At 59.3% G+C, this 17362-nt stretch carries 17 protein-coding genes and 1 pseudogene; 14 read left to right on the top strand and 4 right to left on the bottom strand.

Annotated features, from left to right (window positions below; genetic code table 11):
• Positions 1–54: 54 nt before the first annotated feature.
• Positions 55–1089, bottom strand: a complete 1035-nt coding sequence (locus AACY36_RS07705) for a histone deacetylase family protein (RefSeq protein WP_339416042.1) — start codon at positions 1087–1089, stop codon at positions 55–57.
• A 120-nt stretch (positions 1090–1209) separates the two neighbouring features.
• On the opposite strand from AACY36_RS07705, the gene AACY36_RS07700 reads away from it, so the two are divergent.
• The 7 genes from AACY36_RS07700 (at position 1210) to AACY36_RS07670 (ending at position 9428) form a co-directional block, all read left to right on the top strand.
• A complete protein-coding gene (locus tag AACY36_RS07700; protein WP_339496862.1) occupies positions 1210–1701 on the top strand; it encodes an Lrp/AsnC family transcriptional regulator in 492 nt (163 codons plus the stop codon).
• 185 nt (positions 1702–1886) lie between these two features.
• On the top strand, positions 1887–4049 hold the full coding sequence (locus AACY36_RS07695) for a TonB-dependent siderophore receptor (RefSeq protein WP_339496861.1): 2163 nt from the start codon (positions 1887–1889) through the stop codon (positions 4047–4049).
• Positions 4050–4215: 166 nt separating this feature from the next.
• Positions 4216–5712, top strand: coding sequence for a methyl-accepting chemotaxis protein (locus tag AACY36_RS07690; RefSeq protein WP_339416039.1), 1497 nt, complete (start codon positions 4216–4218; stop codon positions 5710–5712).
• A gap of 191 nt (positions 5713–5903) precedes the next feature.
• Positions 5904–6872 carry a DMT family transporter gene (locus AACY36_RS07685; RefSeq protein WP_339416037.1) on the top strand — a complete coding sequence of 323 codons (969 nt, stop codon included), beginning with the start codon at positions 5904–5906 and terminating at the stop codon, positions 6870–6872.
• 142 nt (positions 6873–7014) lie between these two features.
• The gene (locus AACY36_RS07680; RefSeq protein WP_339416035.1) at positions 7015–8352 is read left to right on the top strand and encodes an MFS transporter; all 1338 of its coding nucleotides are present in this window, start codon (positions 7015–7017) and stop codon (positions 8350–8352) included.
• 222 nt (positions 8353–8574) lie between these two features.
• Positions 8575–9027, top strand: a complete 453-nt coding sequence (locus tag AACY36_RS07675) for a thiol-disulfide oxidoreductase DCC family protein (protein WP_339416033.1) — start codon at positions 8575–8577, stop codon at positions 9025–9027.
• Positions 9024–9428, top strand: a complete 405-nt coding sequence (locus AACY36_RS07670; RefSeq protein WP_339416031.1) for a DoxX-like family protein — start codon at positions 9024–9026, stop codon at positions 9426–9428. The genes AACY36_RS07675 and AACY36_RS07670 overlap by 4 nt, the downstream gene beginning before the upstream one ends.
• On the opposite strand, the gene AACY36_RS07665 is transcribed toward AACY36_RS07670, so the two are convergent.
• Together AACY36_RS07665 and AACY36_RS07660 are read right to left on the bottom strand one after the other, a co-directional pair.
• The gene (locus AACY36_RS07665) at positions 9340–10500 is read right to left on the bottom strand and encodes a saccharopine dehydrogenase family protein (protein WP_339439119.1); all 1161 of its coding nucleotides are present in this window, start codon (positions 10498–10500) and stop codon (positions 9340–9342) included. The genes AACY36_RS07670 and AACY36_RS07665 overlap by 89 nt on opposite strands.
• Before the next feature lie 72 nt (positions 10501–10572).
• Entirely contained in the window at positions 10573–11340 is a 768-nt protein-coding gene (locus tag AACY36_RS07660; protein WP_339416029.1) for an NAD(P)-binding domain-containing protein, read from the bottom strand.
• Between the two features lie 163 nt (positions 11341–11503).
• On the opposite strand from AACY36_RS07660, the gene AACY36_RS07655 reads away from it, so the two are divergent.
• The 6 genes and pseudogenes from AACY36_RS07655 to AACY36_RS07630 all read left to right on the top strand — a co-directional run bounded on the left by AACY36_RS07655 (position 11504) and on the right by AACY36_RS07630 (position 14599).
• On the top strand, positions 11504–11866 hold the full coding sequence (locus AACY36_RS07655) for a VOC family protein (protein WP_339416027.1): 363 nt from the start codon (positions 11504–11506) through the stop codon (positions 11864–11866).
• A 96-nt stretch (positions 11867–11962) separates the two neighbouring features.
• Positions 11963–12118, top strand: a pseudogene (locus AACY36_RS07650) (VOC family protein); the annotation flags it as partial.
• A 94-nt stretch (positions 12119–12212) separates the two neighbouring features.
• Positions 12213–12551, top strand: a complete 339-nt coding sequence (locus tag AACY36_RS07645; RefSeq protein ID WP_339416026.1) for a hypothetical protein — start codon at positions 12213–12215, stop codon at positions 12549–12551.
• 84 nt (positions 12552–12635) lie between these two features.
• Positions 12636–13178, top strand: a complete 543-nt coding sequence (locus AACY36_RS07640; RefSeq protein WP_339416025.1) for an ATP-binding protein — start codon at positions 12636–12638, stop codon at positions 13176–13178.
• A gap of 109 nt (positions 13179–13287) precedes the next feature.
• Entirely contained in the window at positions 13288–13779 is a 492-nt protein-coding gene (locus tag AACY36_RS07635; protein ID WP_339416023.1) for a GNAT family N-acetyltransferase, read from the top strand.
• A 199-nt stretch (positions 13780–13978) separates the two neighbouring features.
• A complete protein-coding gene (locus tag AACY36_RS07630) occupies positions 13979–14599 on the top strand; it encodes a LysE family translocator (protein WP_339416022.1) in 621 nt (206 codons plus the stop codon).
• A gap of 111 nt (positions 14600–14710) precedes the next feature.
• Here AACY36_RS07630 and AACY36_RS07625 read toward each other — a convergent pair whose 3' ends face one another.
• Positions 14711–15607 carry an SGNH/GDSL hydrolase family protein gene (locus tag AACY36_RS07625; RefSeq protein ID WP_339427559.1) on the bottom strand — a complete coding sequence of 299 codons (897 nt, stop codon included), beginning with the start codon at positions 15605–15607 and terminating at the stop codon, positions 14711–14713.
• A gap of 206 nt (positions 15608–15813) precedes the next feature.
• Between AACY36_RS07625 and AACY36_RS07620 the strand changes: the two genes are divergently transcribed.
• Positions 15814–17205 (top strand): hypothetical protein, encoded by a 1392-nt coding sequence (locus AACY36_RS07620; protein WP_339416020.1) that lies wholly within the window; start codon positions 15814–15816, stop codon positions 17203–17205.
• Positions 17206–17362 lie beyond the last annotated feature (157 nt).

The following is a 17362-nucleotide window of genomic DNA, read 5'->3' as shown; positions in this document are numbered from 1 at the left end:
CAAAACCTCTTTTTATGTTTTTGAGTTTTGGCAGAAAAAAGTCGACGGTTGTTGTTATTGGGTTTTGCTTTCGAAACCGTGCAGCACGTTGACGGCATTGATGCCGATTTCATCGACCATGTAGCCGCCTTCCATCACGAACAGCGTGGGCACGCCAACGCTGGCGATGATTTCGCCCATGCCGAGGAAGTCCTGGCTGTCGAGGAGGAAGTGGCTGATGGGGTCATCCTTGAAGGTGTCGACACCGAGGGAGATCACTAGCACGTCGGGTGCAAAACGGCGCAGTTGTTGGCAGGCGTCGACAAGGGCGGTTTGGTAGTGGTCCCAGGTGGTGTTTTTGGGCAACGGATAATTGAGGTTGAAGCCCTCCCCCGCACCTGCGCCGCGCTCACTGCCGGCACCGGAGAAATACGGATAGGACACCGCCGGGTCGCCATGCAGGGAAATGAACATCACGTCCGGACGGTCGTAGAAAATATTCTGCGTGCCGTTGCCGTGGTGAAAATCCACATCCAGCACCGCCACGCGCTTGGCGCCTTTCGTGATGGCTTGCTGCGCGGCAATCGCGGCGTTGTTGAGGTAGCAATAGCCGCCCATGTATTCACGCGCCGCGTGATGGCCCGGAGGGCGGCACAGGGCGAAGGCGCTGTAATGGCCTTCATCCAACAGTGCCAGGCCGGTCAAGGCGATATCGGCGCTGGTTTTTACCGCATCCCACGTGGTGCGCGTAATAGGCGAGCCGGCGTCCATAGCGAAGAAACCCAACTTGCCGTCGATGAAATCCGGCACCTGTTGGTTGGCCAAATCCCGGACCGGCCACACCAGGGGCAGCGCGTCATGGCTGCGGCCGATGGCGGTCCATTCGGCCCAGGCAGTTTCGAGGAAGGTCACGTAGCGTTCGCTGTGGGCGTTGACATAACAGGCCCGGTCAAAGCGCCGCGGTACGATGATATCGCCCAGCCCAACCTGCCTGACGCGGTCACGCACGGTGTCGGCGCGGCTCGGTTGTTCGAACGAGGGTTTGAGCACGCCGTCCTTCAGTTCGGTGCCATGGTGCAAACGGTGGGCTTCGCTAAAAACAGTCAGCATGAGGGTCATCCGCCAGTAAAAGACAGGGTCTATTTTGTTCTGGCTACGCCGGGCTTTCTTTGCTTTTACTTACGGCACTGTTAGCTTTATCGGGAATATTTACCTCACGGGCTCACACTTATGAAAAATAAAACCAAACAGGTCGCTCTTGATGACACTGATCTCGCCATCCTCGCCCTGCTGCAAAAAGACGCCAGTATTTCCAACGCTCAACTCAGCGAGCGTTTATCCCTGAGCCTCACGCCCTGCTGGCGGCGACGCAAACGCCTGGAAGAAGAAGGCGTGATCAAGGACTACCAGGCCAACCTCGATCGCAAGATGCTCGGGCTGGACATCATGGCCTTTGTGCATGTGCGTTTTGCCATCCACACCGACCATGCGCCTGACGCCTTCGAGGCCGTGGTGAAAGAGCTGCCGCAGGTGTTGTCGTGCCACAAGATCACAGGTGATGCGGATTACCTGTTGCAAGTGCTGGCGGAAGATCTGGACAGCTACAGCGAGTTTGTCGAGAGCGTGCTGAGGCGCCAGTTGGGGATTGCGTCGATCCAGTCGAGCCTGGCGTTGCGAGAGGTGAAAGCGACAAGCCGGGTGGCCATTCCCAAGCGCGACTGAGCGGCCCCTACCTGCCGTGCGTTTGGAGATTGACGGCTAAACGCCCCACACACTACATGTGAAAAATTCGTTAACTAATTCTCTGTGAAGGCTTTTTCCCCCAGACTCAATCTGCCAAACTTATGCGAATAATTATCAACATCTTTATTATTCGCCAGGGACGGCGTTCGGGGAGAGTCAGTTCCATGTCTGTGCAACAACACGGCGGCAAAGGTTTTTCACCCAGTTTGATGGCGTTGGCTGTCTGTCTTGCGAGCACCCAAGCGGCCTTTGCCGCAGACGCCGAAGCGCCGGCAGCCACGCTTGAGCTGGGCGCCACGCAAATCTCCGGGGAGCAGCAGCTTGGCGAAACCACCGAAGGCACGCAGTCCTACACCACCGGCGCGATGAAAACGGCGACCAAGCTGCCATTGACCATGCGTGAGACCCCGCAGGCTGTCACCGTTATCACGCGTCAACGTATGGACGACCAGGCGATGACCAGCATCAACGACGTGGTCAATGCCACTCCCGGGTTGTTCCTGAACTACTCCAGCGGGCCTGGGCGGCAGTCCTACACCTCGCGCGGGTTTGACATCGACAACCTCATGTATGACGGCATCCCCAGCGGCTATAACGGCTCAACGGTGGGCGCTCAGCCGAACCTGGCGATGTTTGATCGTGTCGAGGTTGTGCGCGGTGCCACCGGCTTGGTAACTGGCGCGGGCAACCCTTCGGCCGCGATCAACCTGGTCCGCAAGCGCCCACTGGACGAGCAGAAAGTCACCCTGACCGGCGCCGCCGGCAGTTGGGATGACTACCGCGGCGAGCTCGACGCTTCCAGCCCGCTCAATGACAGTGGCACTTGGCGCGGGCGGGTGGTGACCTCATACCGCGACGCCAACAGTTTCATCGATAAAGCCGAGGACACTCACGGCCTGTTCTATGCCGTCACCGAAGCCGACTTGAGCGAAGACACCACCCTTACCCTCGGTTTCTCAAACCAGAAGGACAAGACCAATTACTTCTGGGGCTCTTCGATGGTCAGCCAGGATGGCCATCACCTGGACCTGCCGCGCTCGTACAACCCCGGCACCGACTGGGAGAACAAGGACCAGGAGATCAACACAGTGTTCGCCGAGCTGCGTCAGCGCCTGGCCAACGACTGGAAGCTTCAGGTCAACGCCAACTACGCCGAGCAGAACGCGTTGTTTTCTGGCTCCTACCAGTCACGCTGGGTCAACAACACGCTGGCCCGCACGGTCTACCAGGCCGCCTACGATGAAAACCAGGCCGGCGTTGACGCCTTTGCCAGCGGCCCGTTTCAGGCATTTGGGCGCACCCATGAACTGGTGGTAGGCGCCAGCCGCCGCATCTACGACATGACCACCCACAATTACAGTCCGTACAACTCCAACTGGCCGCTCACGGCAGGCAAGCCGGACTTTGTGCACACGACCAATGACCGCACCGTCACCACCCAGGACGGTCTCTACGTCACCACACGCCTGAGCCTGGCCGACCCATTGAAGCTGATCCTCGGCGGACGTTTGGATTGGTATGACTACGATGCCCATGGCAGCGATACCGGCGACTACAAGGTGACCCGTAACCTCACCCGTTATGCAGGCCTGATCTACGACCTGGACGATCACCACTCGGTCTACGTCAGCTACAGCGACATCTTCACGCCACAGAGCGACAAAGATACTTCAGGCAACCCACTCAAGCCGATCGTCGGCAAGAACTATGAGGTGGGGATCAAGGGCGAATACCTGGGTGGCGCGCTGAATGCGAGCCTGGCGCTGTTTCGCGTCGACCAGGAAAACCGAGCAGTGGGTGTGACCGTGGCAAACTGCCCACAAGCCTCCTGCTCTGAAGCCTCCGCCGAGATTCGCAGCCAGGGTATCGACGTCGAACTGCAGGGCGCGTTGACCGAGAATTGGCAGGTCGGCGGTGGCTACACCTACGCGCGTACACACACCATCAAGGACGAAGCGAACCCGCAGAAGGTCAACAAGCAGTTCGACACTGATACGCCGGAGCATCTGTTCAAGCTGACCACCCGCTACAACTTCCAGGGCCCACTGGAAAAACTCCGCGTGGGTGGCAACATCTCTTGGCAGAGCCGCATGTACAACGACCTTGAGCTGGCTGATGGCAGCTACTACCGCCTCGAACAAGGTGCTTACGCCGTCACCGACCTGATGGCCGGCTACAAGGTCAACGATCACCTTGACCTGCAACTCAACGCCAACAACATCTTCGACCGACGCCACTACACAACCATTGCCAACTCGGTGAGCTACGGCGGTGACGCCTACGGCAACCCGCGCAACATGACGCTGACGGCCAAGTACAGCTTCTAATCATCGACGCATCTTCGGCTACCCGACTGGGTAGCCGTCTCTAAAGTTCCTCTCGATGATGCCGATATGCGTTTGGCAAAACTCAATCCAATAAAAAACAAAAACACCCCACTTGCTCCACCCTGCCCCCGTTTTGTTCCAACCAAACCCTATGGAGTCAGTGTGAATGCACACCCGCGCGCGTTTTTTCGAGCACTACCGTAAAGCCGACCGCATCATGCTGGCGTTGATCTGGCTGATGTTTTTGTTCTCGCTGGGCCTGGCGTTCTGGCACGACACATTGATGCAGGCCGTGATCGTGGGCGGCGGCACCGGCGTGGTGCTCACTGCGCTTTATCGAGCCCTTGGCGGAACCCGCGTGATGCGCTGCGCATTAGGCGCGGGCCTGATGGTGATGGCTGCACTGCACATCAACCAGGCGCAGGGGGTGATCGAAGCGCACTTCGGGATCTTCGCGCTGCTGGCCGTGCTGACGTTTTATCGCGACTGGCTGCCGATCCTGATCGCAGCAGCGACAATTGCCGTGCACCACGTCGTGTTCCATGCGCTGCAACATCAAGGTTTCCCGGTGTTCGTGATGGAACACCACGGTGGCTGGACCATGGTGTTCGTTCACGCCTTCTACGTGGTGATGGAAACCGTTGCCCTGCTCTACCTGGCCGTGCACAGCCAGGCCGAAGCAGTCGAAAGCCAGGAAATGCTTGAGAAAATGCTCGCGGTCACCTCCCAGCTCACCGTTGAAGCCGACAATGCTGACAAAGGCACTGTGCACGTCTCCCTGGCCAAGCGTTTCGACCACTTCCTGCAACAGATCACCCACCTGATCGACGGCGTCGCCCGCGACTCCCACGGGCTCGGCCAACTCGGCCAGGAACTGGCAGACGCCAGCGGCACTCTGGAAAAAGGCGCGCGGCATCAGTTGGCAGAAATCATCCAGATGACCGGCTCGATGCAGCGCATGGAAGTCGCCATGGGCCACATCGCCGTACACGTCGAACACGCCGTGGATCACGCGGGCAAGGCCAGCCAACAAGTCCTGCGCGGCCAGGAAAGCGTGAGTCGCGCCCAGCAGGAAATCACCCAATTGGCCTCACGCATCAACGGCACGCACGAGACCGTGCAAGGCCTGGCCACACAAGCCGAACACATCGGCACCGTACTGGAAGTCATCAGTAGCATCGCCAACCAAACCAACCTCCTCGCCCTCAACGCCGCCATCGAAGCCGCCCGCGCCGGCGAGCAAGGTCGTGGCTTCGCCGTGGTCGCCGACGAAGTCCGCAGCCTGGCGCAGCGCACGGCGGTGTCCACCCAGGAAATAAAAACCATCATCGAAGGCCTTCAACACGGCAGTCGCCAAGCCGTAGAAGCCATGCACGACAGCCGCCAAGGCGTCGAACGTTGCGTGGAAGACAGCCAGGTGGCGGTCGATATGCTGCGCGCGGTAGGCAATGACATCGCACACATCGACGACCTGAATGGGCAGATCGTGACCACCACCCGCGAACAAACCTCGGCGAACCTGGAGATCGTCGGGCGGTTGCAGTCTGTGCAAACCATTGCGCAGAGCACAGCGGATGATGTGGAGATGTTGGCGAGGAGCAGTGAACGGTTACCGCCGATTGCGGTGAGGTTGGATGCGTTGGGGAGGCGGTTTCATCAATGAGCCGTGCGGGCGCAGATGTGCGCCCACTTGGTGACAGCGATTCGACGGCAAAGCCAAAGCCTGAACTCACTATTTAAACGGCCTCCTTGCCCCTTCGCGTCAAACAGGCTACAACTCCCACCACCAAGTTGTACGACAACCTAAAAATAAATAGCCATCCACGACGATGGCGTCCATTGCTCGAGTTCCCCATGACTGCCCCTGCCCAAGCCACACCCGCCCTATTCTCCCGCCCCATCGCCGTGTTGATTCTGCTCTGCATGGGTTGCGCCTTCGCAGGCAACCACATCGCCGCTCGCGTAGCTTTTGATGACGGCGCCGGGGTGTTGCTGGCCATTGTGCTGCGCTCGGGCGGCACTTTGTTGGTACTGGCCGCGTTAGTGCTGTGGCAGCGTCAAAGCCTGCGCCTGCCGCCCGGTGCATGGCGTTGGCAAGTACTGCTGGGCCTACTTATTGCGGCGCAAAGCCTGTGCCTGTATTCCGCCGTAGCCCGCGTACCCGTAGCGGTGGCGCTGTTGGTGGGCAATGTTTTCCCTATTTTGCTGGCGCTGCTCACCTGGGCATTTGGCGGCCCAAGACCCACTGCTCGCACCGCCTTGCTGATGGGCTTGATTCTGGTGGGGCTGGTGTTTGTCCTCGACGTACCAGGCCGCCTCTCAAGCAATACAGACATCGGCCCGCACTGGCTACTCGGCATAACCCTCGCCTTCTGCGCCGCGTTTGTATTCGCCTGCGCGCTGTGGATCACCGATCACAAGTTGTCCCAGGTACGTGGTTCCGTGCGCAGCCTGCTGACGATCTTTATCGTGTTCAGCAGCGTCAACCTGGCCGGCCTGAGCGGTGCCCTTCCAGGCGGCCTGAACTTGCCGGCAACGGGTACCGGTTGGCTGGCACTCGCGACGCTGGTCGTGCTCTATGGCACCGGTTTTATCGTGCTGTTCATTTCCGTCCCCCGACTGGATATGCCGCGCAATGCGCCAGTGATGAACATCGAGCCGCTGGCGACGCTGCTGATGGGCTGGATCGTGCTCGATCAAATGCTCAGCGCCGGGCAGTTGGCCGGCGGTGTCATCGTGGTGACGGGGATTGTGCTGCTGACTTATCGCCGATCACCTCGGCCTGCGCGCGAGCCACACTCATCCAGCCCCGCCCATCGATAGCCCGTCGCCTCACCTGGCCCAATTCCTGCCTCCATAAGCCCATAGAGTCGCTACTGACTACGCGGACGACTCTTTTGGGCCCCGCGGCCCAACCGCCTCCCCCGATAATCGATCATCCCCGATCATTCCGAGGCCCTCCCCCATGACGAGCCCATCCACCGAACAGGTCAGCCCCCAAACCCTGCGAAAGGTCATCATCGCCGCCGGCATTGGTAACTTCGTCGAGTGGTTTGACTTTGCCGTCTACGGCTTCCTCGCCACCACCATCGCCCAACAATTTTTCCCCAGCGGCAACGCCAGCGCCGCGCTGCTGAAAACCTTCGCCGTATTCGCCGTTGCCTTCGCTTTCCGGCCCTTGGGCGGAATTTTCTTCGGCATGCTCGGTGATCGGATTGGCCGCAAACGCACGCTGGCCATGACAATCCTGCTGATGGCAGGCGCCACCACCTTGATCGGCCTGCTCCCTACGTACGCGGCCATCGGCGTCGCGGCGCCGATTCTTTTGTCGCTGATCCGTTGCGCCCAAGGTTTCTCAGCCGGGGGCGAATACGCCGGAGCCTGTGCCTACCTGATGGAGCACGCGCCCAGTGACAAACGCGCCTGGTACGGCAGCTTCGTACCGGTCTCGACGTTTTCCGCCTTCGCCGCCGCAGCTGTGGTGGCTTACGCCCTTGAGACGTCATTATCCGTCGAGGCGATGGGCAGTTGGGGCTGGCGCCTGCCGTTCCTGATAGCCGCACCGCTGGGCCTGGTAGGGCTTTACTTGCGCTGGAAGCTGGATGAGACGCCAGCCTTCCAGGCCGTTAAGCAAGAGCACGCAGTCGCCCACTCCCCGCTCAAGGAAACCTTGCGCAACCATGGTGCGGCGATCTGCTGCCTGGGCGCGTTTGTGTCGCTGACGGCGCTGTCGTTTTATATGTTCACCACCTACTTCGCGACGTACCTGCAAGTGGCGGGTGGACTGACTCGGGCGGCGGCTTTGCTGGTGTCGCTGATTGCGTTGATCTTCGCGGCGGCGATCTGCCCGCTGGCGGGGTTGTATTCAGATCGAGTCGGGCGCCGGGTCACGGTGATGACGGCGTGTGCCTTGCTGATCGTGGTGGTGTTTCCGTCGTTCCTGATGGCCAGTTCGGGTTCGTTTGCGGCGTCTATTGTCGGGGTGATGTTGCTGGCGGTGGGCGCAGTTTTGTGTGGCGTGGTCACGGCGGCGTTGCTGTCGGAGACTTTTCCGACGCGCACGCGGTACACCGCCTCGGCGATCACTTACAACGTGGCTTATACGATCTTCGGCGGAACCGCGCCGCTGATGGCGACATGGCTGATCAGCACTACGGGGAGCAATCTGTCACCGGCGTTTTATCTGATTGCCGTGGCGTTGCTGGCACTGGCGGGCGGGTTGGCGCTGCCGGAGACATCGAGGATTTCGTTGCATGACGTGGGGTCGGAGGAGAAGGACGCGGCGCCTTTGCTTTCGCGTTAGGTTCAAGAACAACGGTGCGGAGCTGCGAAAGCGGTGTGTCAGGCGACGAAGAGGTTGGCACTACCGCCGCCTTCGCAGCTCCGCCGGGGCTCGACGGCTCCCACCCTTGATCGGCGTCGCAGCTAAAATTTCGCTAGCCGCTACAACCGAAATCCAACCAACACGATTCGCGCTGAACACGGGTATGATCCAGCCTAAGCCCGCCCGATTGGACCCTCGCTCATGCCCGCATCCCAAACTCGCCCTTCTCCAGCACCTTTGCTGAACCCTGGCGAAACAGTCGTGTTGTTCGACGGTGTGTGCAAGCTGTGCAACGGTTGGGCCAGGTTCCTGATTCGTCATGACCACCCGCGCCGTATTCGATTGGCGGCAGTGCAATCCCCCGAGGGGCAGGCGTTGCTGGCCTGGGCGGGATTGCCACTGGATCAGTTCGACACCCTGGCGGTGATTCGCGACCACCACTATTGGGTGCGTTCGGACGCGGTGTTCGAAATCATCGCGCAACTGCCTGCCGTGTGGCGTCCAATTCTGCTGTTGCGCGGCATCCCGCGGGGGCTCCGGGATTGGGCTTACGATCGCATCGCACGCAATCGCTATCGGCTCTTCGGCAAGTACAACACCTGCCTGTTACCGGATTCCGATCATGAGCAGCGTTTTTTGAAGAGACCGTTATGAACGCCCTGGTGCGCATCAACTGGATCGCCCGAGGCGGCCTGGCGTTTATGTTCGCCTATCATGGGCTGGTGCCGAAGCTGTTGTGGCTGAGCGACGGCGAGCGGACGATGTTTCAGGCGCACGGGATCGAGCAGGTGCAGTTATTCGCAACGCTGGCGGGGGTTGGCGAGATTGCGCTGGCGTTATGGATCGTGCTTTCACCACGCAATCCCTGGCCGATCGCGGTGGCGGCGACGGCACTGATTGGGTTGCTGGTGGATGTGGCGGTGGTCAGCCCCGCGCTGCTAAGGGAGGCGTTTAACCCTATGTCACTTAACGTGGCCGGGCTGGCGCTGTGTGCAGTGGCTTGGAATATCCGTCTGAAAAACGCACAGCCAGGCTCAGGTTCGCCGGATCGTTGATGGCCGCCATGTATTCGTCGACGCTTATCTCACCGACGCACGGCCGCGCGCCGGGTTCGGGTACATAGCCCTGGGCGAGTTTGATAGCCAGCGCAACGGCGGCGCAGCTGGGAATTTCCGGGCCTTTGTCGTTCAAGGCTGTCAGTTGCACCGCCAGTGACAACGGTTGACCCTCGGCACCCAGGCCCCGCACATCGATGTACATTGCACTTTTGCCATCACCCAAACGTTCGAACCAGGTACCCAGCCGATGCAGCCGTGCGGCCCAGGTGGCAGGGTCACGCACAATCCCCAGCCGCCGTGCCTGGGCCAGCAAGTAGTTGGCGACGCCTCCCAGTTTGAGTCCCGCGCCCGCCTTGAAGCTCAAGGTATGGGCACCATAGCGGCTGGCGAAAATATCCATGTCGGGCACGTCCACATTAGCCAGCACCCGTGTGCCTAGCTGTGGCAGCCTGCGCAGCGTCAGGTCTTGCCAGCCCAACACTTCATGCACCTGGCCGTTCCTGAGCTGCTTGATCGGCTTGCCCGCATAGGCGAGCACACCTTCGACTGTCGACAAGCCCGGCATCTTGGCCGAAGAGGAAATGCCATGCTCGATCGAGTCGATGCGCGTGAAGCGATACCGGTACTGATCGATGATCGCCGACGAGAGCGTCGGCACTGAACTGCAACCCGTGAGAATGGCGACGCCCGCCTGCTTGGCCTGTGCATCCAGCACGTCCACGCCATTGACGAACGTGCGGCAGTCAGACAGGTCACAGTAGTTCACGCCCGCCTCGATGCAACTCAGGGCGACGGCATAGGACTGCCCCTGAAACGGGCCACCGGTATGGACCACCAACCCGATGTTCTGAGACTGCAGGACGCCAGCGAAACCGGCCCCCATGGCATCGCCGCACCAGCCTTCGCACACATTGCCCGACTGTGCGTTCAACTCATCAAGTTTGCGTTGCAACTTATGGGGATCACGCCCCGAGAGCACCAGTTCAATGCCCGGCGCTACGGCCAAATGCCGGCATACAATGCTGCCGAAGTTACCGTAGCCACCGATCACCATCACCCTGAGTGCCATTCCATTCTTCCCTGAACAATTAATCGTGCGCGGCTGAGGCGGCTAAAGATACTCGATTTCTTGAGCGCCCCACTACGAACCTTTATGCAGACGGTTGAGCACTTCTTCAAACGCCTCTCTCCATGCCGGCGTCGCGCCGTTATTCCTGAGTACCTCCAACCCAGCCGCAGTAAAAGTCCCTGGCGTAGCAATGGCGCCACCCAACGCTTGCAGGCTGGCCTGCGGCGTGTGCCGGGCGCTGGCCAGGCAGTCTTGCATGTTGCCCATCACAAGCTGGGCAGCCTGCTCTTTCGACAAGCCCTTATCGTTAAACCATTGCTGCAGATCGCTCAGGAAGAAGTAGAACCAACCATTCATGCAAGCCGCAACGGTGGCCAGTTCGAACGCAGCTTCGTCGTCGAGCACTATCAACGAACCCAGCGTGCCCAGCAGCGTTTCATGAGGCTCACCGCCTGGCGTGACCACCACCGTGGACTGATTGATCTGGGCCGCATAGGAGAGCATTGCGCGCACGGAATACGTCTGTGGGAAGCAGCGTTGTAACTCGCTGCGCTTCAAACCGGCCACCAACGACACCAGCGTTTGCTGGGGTTTGAGCTGTATTTCATTGGACAGCTGCTCGACCACCTCCGGGCGCACACCAAGGAATAACAGGTCCGCCTCATCAACGACCTGTTGATTGTCGGCCATCACCTCACACGCGCACTGACGGCTGAGTTGCTGTGCACGTTCGTGATTGCGCGGAGAAAGCAGCACTCGCCCGTTAAACCCGCCACGGCGCAGCCCGATCACAACCTTCTCCGTCAGCTCACCCACACCCAGGATTCCAAGCTTCAGCACTGTGTTTTCTCCCTTATTTCAAGCCGATAATGGCGCAGGTTCGAAGCATCATAGGCACATTTGGCGAACCCGGTTTCGCCCAGTGTAAAAGCTCAAGCGACACTCATGAAGGTGTGCGAGTACGTTACACTCGCTGGCTTAAACAGCAGCCATGGAGGCAAGCATGAGTGTTCGCGGTCAAGATCGGCAAATCGACAACATCGAGTTCAATGTGGGCGACATTGCCCGCAGCAAAGCGTTCTACGCCAGCGCGTTTGGCTGGACATTCGTCGACTACGGCCCTACCTACACTGAATTCAGCGATGGCCGCCTTACCGGTGGCTTCACCACCGGCGAACCGGTTCGACCGGGTGGTCCTTTAATCATTTTGTACACCGACGACCTCGATGCCGCGCAGCAGCGGCTCAAGGCCCTGGGCGCTGTAATTACCCGCGCGACATTTTCGTTCCCCGGTGGAAGCCGGTTCCATTTCACCGATCCTGATGGTTATGAATTGGCTGTCTGGAGTGTTCAACCTCACCGCTGAATAAGCCTAATGAAATGGAAGTCACCTGATGTTCGAACGTAGCAAACTGGTTCCAGAGTTAATGGTCACTGACCTGGAAAGCAGCCTGGCCTTTTGCAGGCTGGATTTCCACTCTTTCGAGCATGCAAAGACACCTGGTATCGGGCGAACAACGTAGAAGTCGGCCAGCGCGAATTCATCGTCCAGGATCCCGATGGCTATCTTGTAAGGTTGGTCGAACGTTTGGGTGAACGGCCGGCGGGTTCAGCTTGAAGCAGGCACAGGCGAGCGTCCGCTCAGCCGCACATGCCAGGTGGGCGAATAAGCACCCTTCATAGTAGGGTGGCGGCCACCAACCATCATCGGCATGCCCGCCAGCAAGGCGAACAAAGCCATCAACCAATCGCCCAAGGTGTTTGACGAGCATGTCATCCCGGCAGGTAAACCCTTCATTGCCGGGTTCGCCATGGGCGGCTCGCAAATGTCCTGCTTTCCCGCACCTGTCACGCTCATCCCCGAGCCTGGCAAGGACGATGAAATGGAACTTCAAATGTTGAAAATCAGCACGTTCAAGGCCGGTTGCGTGATTGCCGTGCGCCAACTCTCGGCGCAGGGCGATACCACCGTTGAAACGCCGCTGAGACCGCAGGTGTGTGCCCAGATGCCGTCGGGATGGTACACCGTCCGCCCAGCACCTTTGCCCTGAAATACCAGAGCAGGACGGCATAGTCGGCCTGCTTATCGGGTAGCTCCCTGAGCTCGAAACCAGCGTGTATTCATGGAGGAAAAAATGCGGATTTACATCACAGGTGCTTCGTGTGCGGGCGTGACGACTTTGGGTCAGAACCTCGCCACGCGGCTTGATGTAAGGCAGGTCGATGTCGATGATTATTACTGGCTGCCCACAGACCCTCCCTTCACGACCAAGCGGCCTCCCGCTGATCGCGTGTCATTGATGCAGCAAGCACTCGGTAAAGACGATTGGGTGTTGAGCGGTTCATGCATGGGCTGGGGAGATGCGCTCATCGCTGATGCGGAGCTGATTGTCTTCGTTGTCACACCTACACCCGTTCGCCTTGAACGGCTGGCCGCACGTGAGAAGGAGCACTTTGGCGGTCGGATAGCGCCAGGTGGTGACATGTATCAGATACATGAGGCTTTTCGGGAATGGGCTTCGCAGTATGATGATCCGAACTTTTCAGGACGCAACCGAGCGTGGCACGAGGCGTGGTTATCCCGGCAGGCGGTCTCGGTGTTACGGGTTGACGGGATGAGCAGTGCAGAACAGATGGCGGAGGATGTCGTGCAGGCGGTGTCGCGCATATCGCGATAGCTTGACGCTCTGAATCCGTTAACCCACATTGCCCCATCCACCGTTGGGACTTTTCAAGCAAGCTTTCTATGAGAGCTGATTCTATTGAATAGAAACTGGAGCACTCGGTATGCAATTTCAGCCTGCAACTACGGATATCCCTTTAGTTACTCTTGTTGGAACTGAACCCGGTGATTTCGAAACACTTGTCGCTATTCGGATTGAAGCCATGCGTGAAAGCCTTGAGCGCATTGGTCGCTTCGATCCTGTGCGGGCACGCGAACGTTTTCGCGAAGGTTTTTCTTCCGAGTCCACTCGCTGCATTGAAGTTTCCGGCGAGCGAGTAGGTTTCGTCGTCATCAAGCCGCTTATCGACGGATTATTGCTTGATCATCTGTACATCAAGCCGAGCGCACAAGGCGCGGGCATAGGTTCGGTTGTCCTTAGTCAAATCTTCGTGGAAGCGGATGCCGCAGGAATGGCATTGCGGGTAGGAGCTCTCAGAGAAAGCGAGTCAAATCGTTTTTACACGCGTCATGGCTTCCAGTTTGTCGAAAGTACCGAATTCGACAACTACTATGTTCGTCACCCTGCCCAAGGCAACTCGGCGGCCGAGATCTGAGCCAGACCCACCTGACCTGATGGATGGCATCGGTCAACGTCTGCGTGCCGAGGTTTCAACTACCGAAGAGACACCGGCAAGCCATAGCTAAGTTGATCCGCGCGCGTTGGCGTCATCGCAGACTCAACGCGCGCATTGTCCAACCGCTTTCTCCCCCCTTATCCTCACACCTCCCCGCCCACGCGATCCCGGAGCTGCCATGGACCTCGCCACCCTCGCCTTTTTCCTCCCCGCCTGCTTCGCCTTGAACATGGCGCCCGGCCCGAACAACTTGCTGTCTGTGAGCAACGCCACGCGCTACGGCTACCGCACTTCGTGCCTGGCGGGTATCGGTCGGCTGCTGGCCTTTGCTGGGATGATCGCCCTCGCCTCGGCGGGTTTGGCGGTGGTGCTGCAAACGTCGGAGTTGTTGTTTTATGGGATCAAGATTCTGGGGGCGGCGTATCTGTTTTATCTGGCGTATCAGTTGTGGCGGGCGAATCCCGAGGCAGAGGCTGAGTCGACTACGGCTAGTGTGGGATTGTGGGCGTTGGCGCGTCAGGAGTTTTTGGTGGCGGCGGGCAATCCGAAAGCCATCTTGATCTTCACCGCGTTCCTGCCGCAATTCGTCGTGCGCGGCGAGCCGATCACTCCGCAATTCGCCCTCCTGGGGGTGATGTTCCTGGTGCTGGAATGGATAGCCATCAGTGCCTACGCCTATATGGGCCTGCATATGCGGCGCTGGTTTGCCGAGCCTCGGGGCAAGCGGATGTTTAATCGGGGCTGCGCGGGGTTGCTGTCAGCGGCGGCGACGGTGTTGTTGATGGCGCGCAGGGCTTAAATCACCTTAAATTTTCCGTGGCGTCCGACCATGAACCGCAAAAATACCCTTTGTCTCTGGTACAACGGCACCGCCCTTCATCGCCGCGATTGAAGCGGCGGTGGCCGCAGGTTAAGGCAGCACCTCAAGCATCGCCTTGGCCGCCAGCACATGGACTGTGCGGGTGGGGTGCCATTCGTCCCAGTAATAGTGGGCGTCGGGGTTGGTGCACAGCGGTTTCACTTCTGGGTAGGTGGCTTGGCACGGCGTGTCCATGTCCTTGAAGCCGTTGGCGGCGGGATTGGCGCGCAGTTTGTCGCTGAAGGCCAAGTGGTCGAAATAGCTGACCTTTGCCGCGCCGATCTGCGCCAGCGCCGCCGGGAGTTTTTGCGCCAGCAACTGCTGGTATTTCTTCGCATTGTCGACCTGGTTGCCCTGCACCACGGCGGGTACATGGCTGAGGTCGGTAGTCCCAACTACCATCACGTGCCTGGCGCCCGCCGCTACCAATTGCTCGGTGGCACTGCGAATGTTGGCCAGGCTGGATTCACTCAGCGCTTCAATGGTTTCAGGATGGGAGAAATCGGCCCATTCGAAAAAATCGTTGGCCGAGATGAAGATGAAATACAGCGCCTTGGGGTCGGCTTTGTGCGACTTGGCGGCCTGCAAGTGCTCGGCGACCTGGCCCAGGACCCCCGTATCCTGGGACGGCATCATCCACGTGTAGTAGTTGCCGTGGCCACTTTTGGCCCCCCCTACCGCGTAGTCGGTCAGGGGTATGTTCAGTGCGTCGGCCAAGCCTTCGACGGCGGTCGGGCCATTGCTCCAGCGTCCCTTCCAATACAGCGGGCCTGGCAGCGCTTGGGCATCCTTGACCTTTTGCGTTGCGAGTCGAGTGGTGAGCGCTTCGCCCGCGCCATTGTCGGAATAGCTGTCGCCAAAGGCATACAGATGATCGTAGCTCGTGGCGCCCAAGGCGATCAAGGCAGATAGGGTCAGCAGAGCAGCCAGGCACGCGCGTCGTATCATCGAAGTTCTCCCAGAATGTTTGGATAGACTAGCGGCCCGCTGCAAATGCAGTAAAACGATTGCGACCCGCACCTATCCGGCTGCGGCCATGCAAGCGCTGTACAGATGCCGTTTGGCTCGTTAGGCTTTCGCGCTGTAACATCCGGCTACAGATGCAGCGCTTCCCGCCGTTACCCTTAAACCCGAATGGACTCAACGAGGCTCTCGTGCGCTTTATCACTCCTCTTTTGCTGATCGGTGGCATCGCCACCCTGGCCGGCTGTGCCAACCAGAAAACCCAAGTCGACCGCATGCTCGCCGACACTCTCGCCCAGCCCCTGGTTGAAAACAGCATCGTGCGCGAAGGTGACCTGCTCAGCTTCGAGCTGCTGATGCCGGACGGCCTGAGTGGTCTGCGACGCACCATGCAATTCGAGGCGGCCTGTTCATCGCCGCAACTGCATTTGCTGTACCTGGACGGCTCGCAACGGGTCTACCCCGCCAGTGCAGGCCGCTACAGCGCGGCGCGCAAATTATCGCCGCAATTGCGCGCGACCTTGGCCGCCAACCAGACATTCGTGCGCGCCTGTGCCGAAACGCCTAAGCCGGACTGGCGCCTGATGCAGAGCAACGAGCGTGGCAACCAGGTATTGATCGACGCCAACAGCATCAAGACCGTGAATGGCGAAACACGCTTCTGGGCTGCTTTCGACGAGCCAGCGGTGCTCAACGATATGCCCTACAACGCCCCCTATGCGCAGAAACGCGAGCACTTCGCGGTGTCGTGCACGGACGGTACCTATAAGGCGCTGGCCGGCTACGACATGGACGCCGACAACCGCGTCAGTGATGGCCGCGTCGACAGTTTCCCAACGCCACAGAAAATCGCCGGCAGCAATGCCGACTATGTGCAGTTGTTCAATAAGGTGTGCGTCAACCCGCAGAAGATTGCCGCGCTGCCGGCGTTCAAACCACGCCTGAAGGCGCCGGTGACCATCGCACTGACCTCGGTACAACCTCAAGTGCTGGCCGCAATCACGCCGTTGAACCTGGACAAGCCCGCCCGTGCCTTCAAATACGTGCACATGACCGGCACGTCGACCTTTAAGGGCAAGACCACCAACAGCCAGAGTACGGACTTCATCAGCCAGGATGCGGCAAGCGGACAACTGGCCATCGCCACCCGCGGGCAAGGCTATGAAAGCCACACGGTGAGCTGGCGCAACCTCATCCCGCTGGTGGCGAAAAACACCTACAGTTCCTCGGGCATGGCAGAAAGCGAAACGCTGACGCAGTTGAGCTTCACCGGCAACTGGAAATCCCTGCCGGTGGGCGACACCGTGATTTATCAAACAACGCGCTCCAGCCTCAATAGCCTCATTGGCAGCCGCACCAAAGTCCAGATTACCCGCTGCGTAGTTGAACGCGAACTGCAGGCCAGCGAGCTCAACCCTGGCCTGCTCGGGGCGGCCAAGGCACTTAAGTGCAGCTTCGATAACGATGAATACAACCGGGTGAACCACCTGTACTACCTGACCGACTACGCCTACTTCTACGAGTCGAGCACGGACAAAAACGCGTTCTACTATTCCGACACGCGTATCGATAAATTCGAATAAACGTCGTTGACACACTCTGCAATATTCCATAAAGATGGAGGCCTTATTCAGGGTGTGTCAGCCAATGTCCGCAATGTCCTCCGTTAACCTTTCCGACACTGGCTCCATTGCCAAGGCGCAAGGTTGCGTTGCGCACGCCCTCAAATCGAAGAAACAG

It is taken from the genome of Pseudomonas sp. EA_15y_Pfl1_P101, assembly GCF_963970835.1.
In the GTDB taxonomy this organism is placed as follows: Bacteria; Pseudomonadota; Gammaproteobacteria; order Pseudomonadales; family Pseudomonadaceae; genus Aquipseudomonas; species Aquipseudomonas tritici.
The sequence above is the reverse complement of the archived record's forward strand: the minus strand, read 5'-3'. Positions and strand labels throughout refer to the sequence as shown.

Coding starts and splice junctions, on each gene's coding strand:
- AACY36_RS07705 (WP_339416042.1), bottom strand. CDS start 1,089: ATGCTGACTGTTTTTAGCGAAGCCCACCGTTTGCACCATGGCACCGAA.
- AACY36_RS07700 (WP_339496862.1), top strand. CDS start 1,210: ATGAAAAATAAAACCAAACAGGTCGCTCTTGATGACACTGATCTCGCC.
- AACY36_RS07695 (WP_339496861.1), top strand. CDS start 1,887: ATGTCTGTGCAACAACACGGCGGCAAAGGTTTTTCACCCAGTTTGATG.
- AACY36_RS07690 (WP_339416039.1), top strand. CDS start 4,216: ATGCACACCCGCGCGCGTTTTTTCGAGCACTACCGTAAAGCCGACCGC.
- AACY36_RS07685 (WP_339416037.1), top strand. CDS start 5,904: ATGACTGCCCCTGCCCAAGCCACACCCGCCCTATTCTCCCGCCCCATC.
- AACY36_RS07680 (WP_339416035.1), top strand. CDS start 7,015: ATGACGAGCCCATCCACCGAACAGGTCAGCCCCCAAACCCTGCGAAAG.
- AACY36_RS07675 (WP_339416033.1), top strand. CDS start 8,575: ATGCCCGCATCCCAAACTCGCCCTTCTCCAGCACCTTTGCTGAACCCT.
- AACY36_RS07670 (WP_339416031.1), top strand. CDS start 9,024: ATGAACGCCCTGGTGCGCATCAACTGGATCGCCCGAGGCGGCCTGGCG.
- AACY36_RS07665 (WP_339439119.1), bottom strand. CDS start 10,500: ATGGCACTCAGGGTGATGGTGATCGGTGGCTACGGTAACTTCGGCAGC.
- AACY36_RS07655 (WP_339416027.1), top strand. CDS start 11,504: ATGAGTGTTCGCGGTCAAGATCGGCAAATCGACAACATCGAGTTCAAT.
- AACY36_RS07645 (WP_339416026.1), top strand. CDS start 12,213: ATGCCCGCCAGCAAGGCGAACAAAGCCATCAACCAATCGCCCAAGGTG.
- AACY36_RS07640 (WP_339416025.1), top strand. CDS start 12,636: ATGCGGATTTACATCACAGGTGCTTCGTGTGCGGGCGTGACGACTTTG.
- AACY36_RS07635 (WP_339416023.1), top strand. CDS start 13,288: ATGCAATTTCAGCCTGCAACTACGGATATCCCTTTAGTTACTCTTGTT.
- AACY36_RS07630 (WP_339416022.1), top strand. CDS start 13,979: ATGGACCTCGCCACCCTCGCCTTTTTCCTCCCCGCCTGCTTCGCCTTG.
- AACY36_RS07625 (WP_339427559.1), bottom strand. CDS start 15,607: ATGATACGACGCGCGTGCCTGGCTGCTCTGCTGACCCTATCTGCCTTG.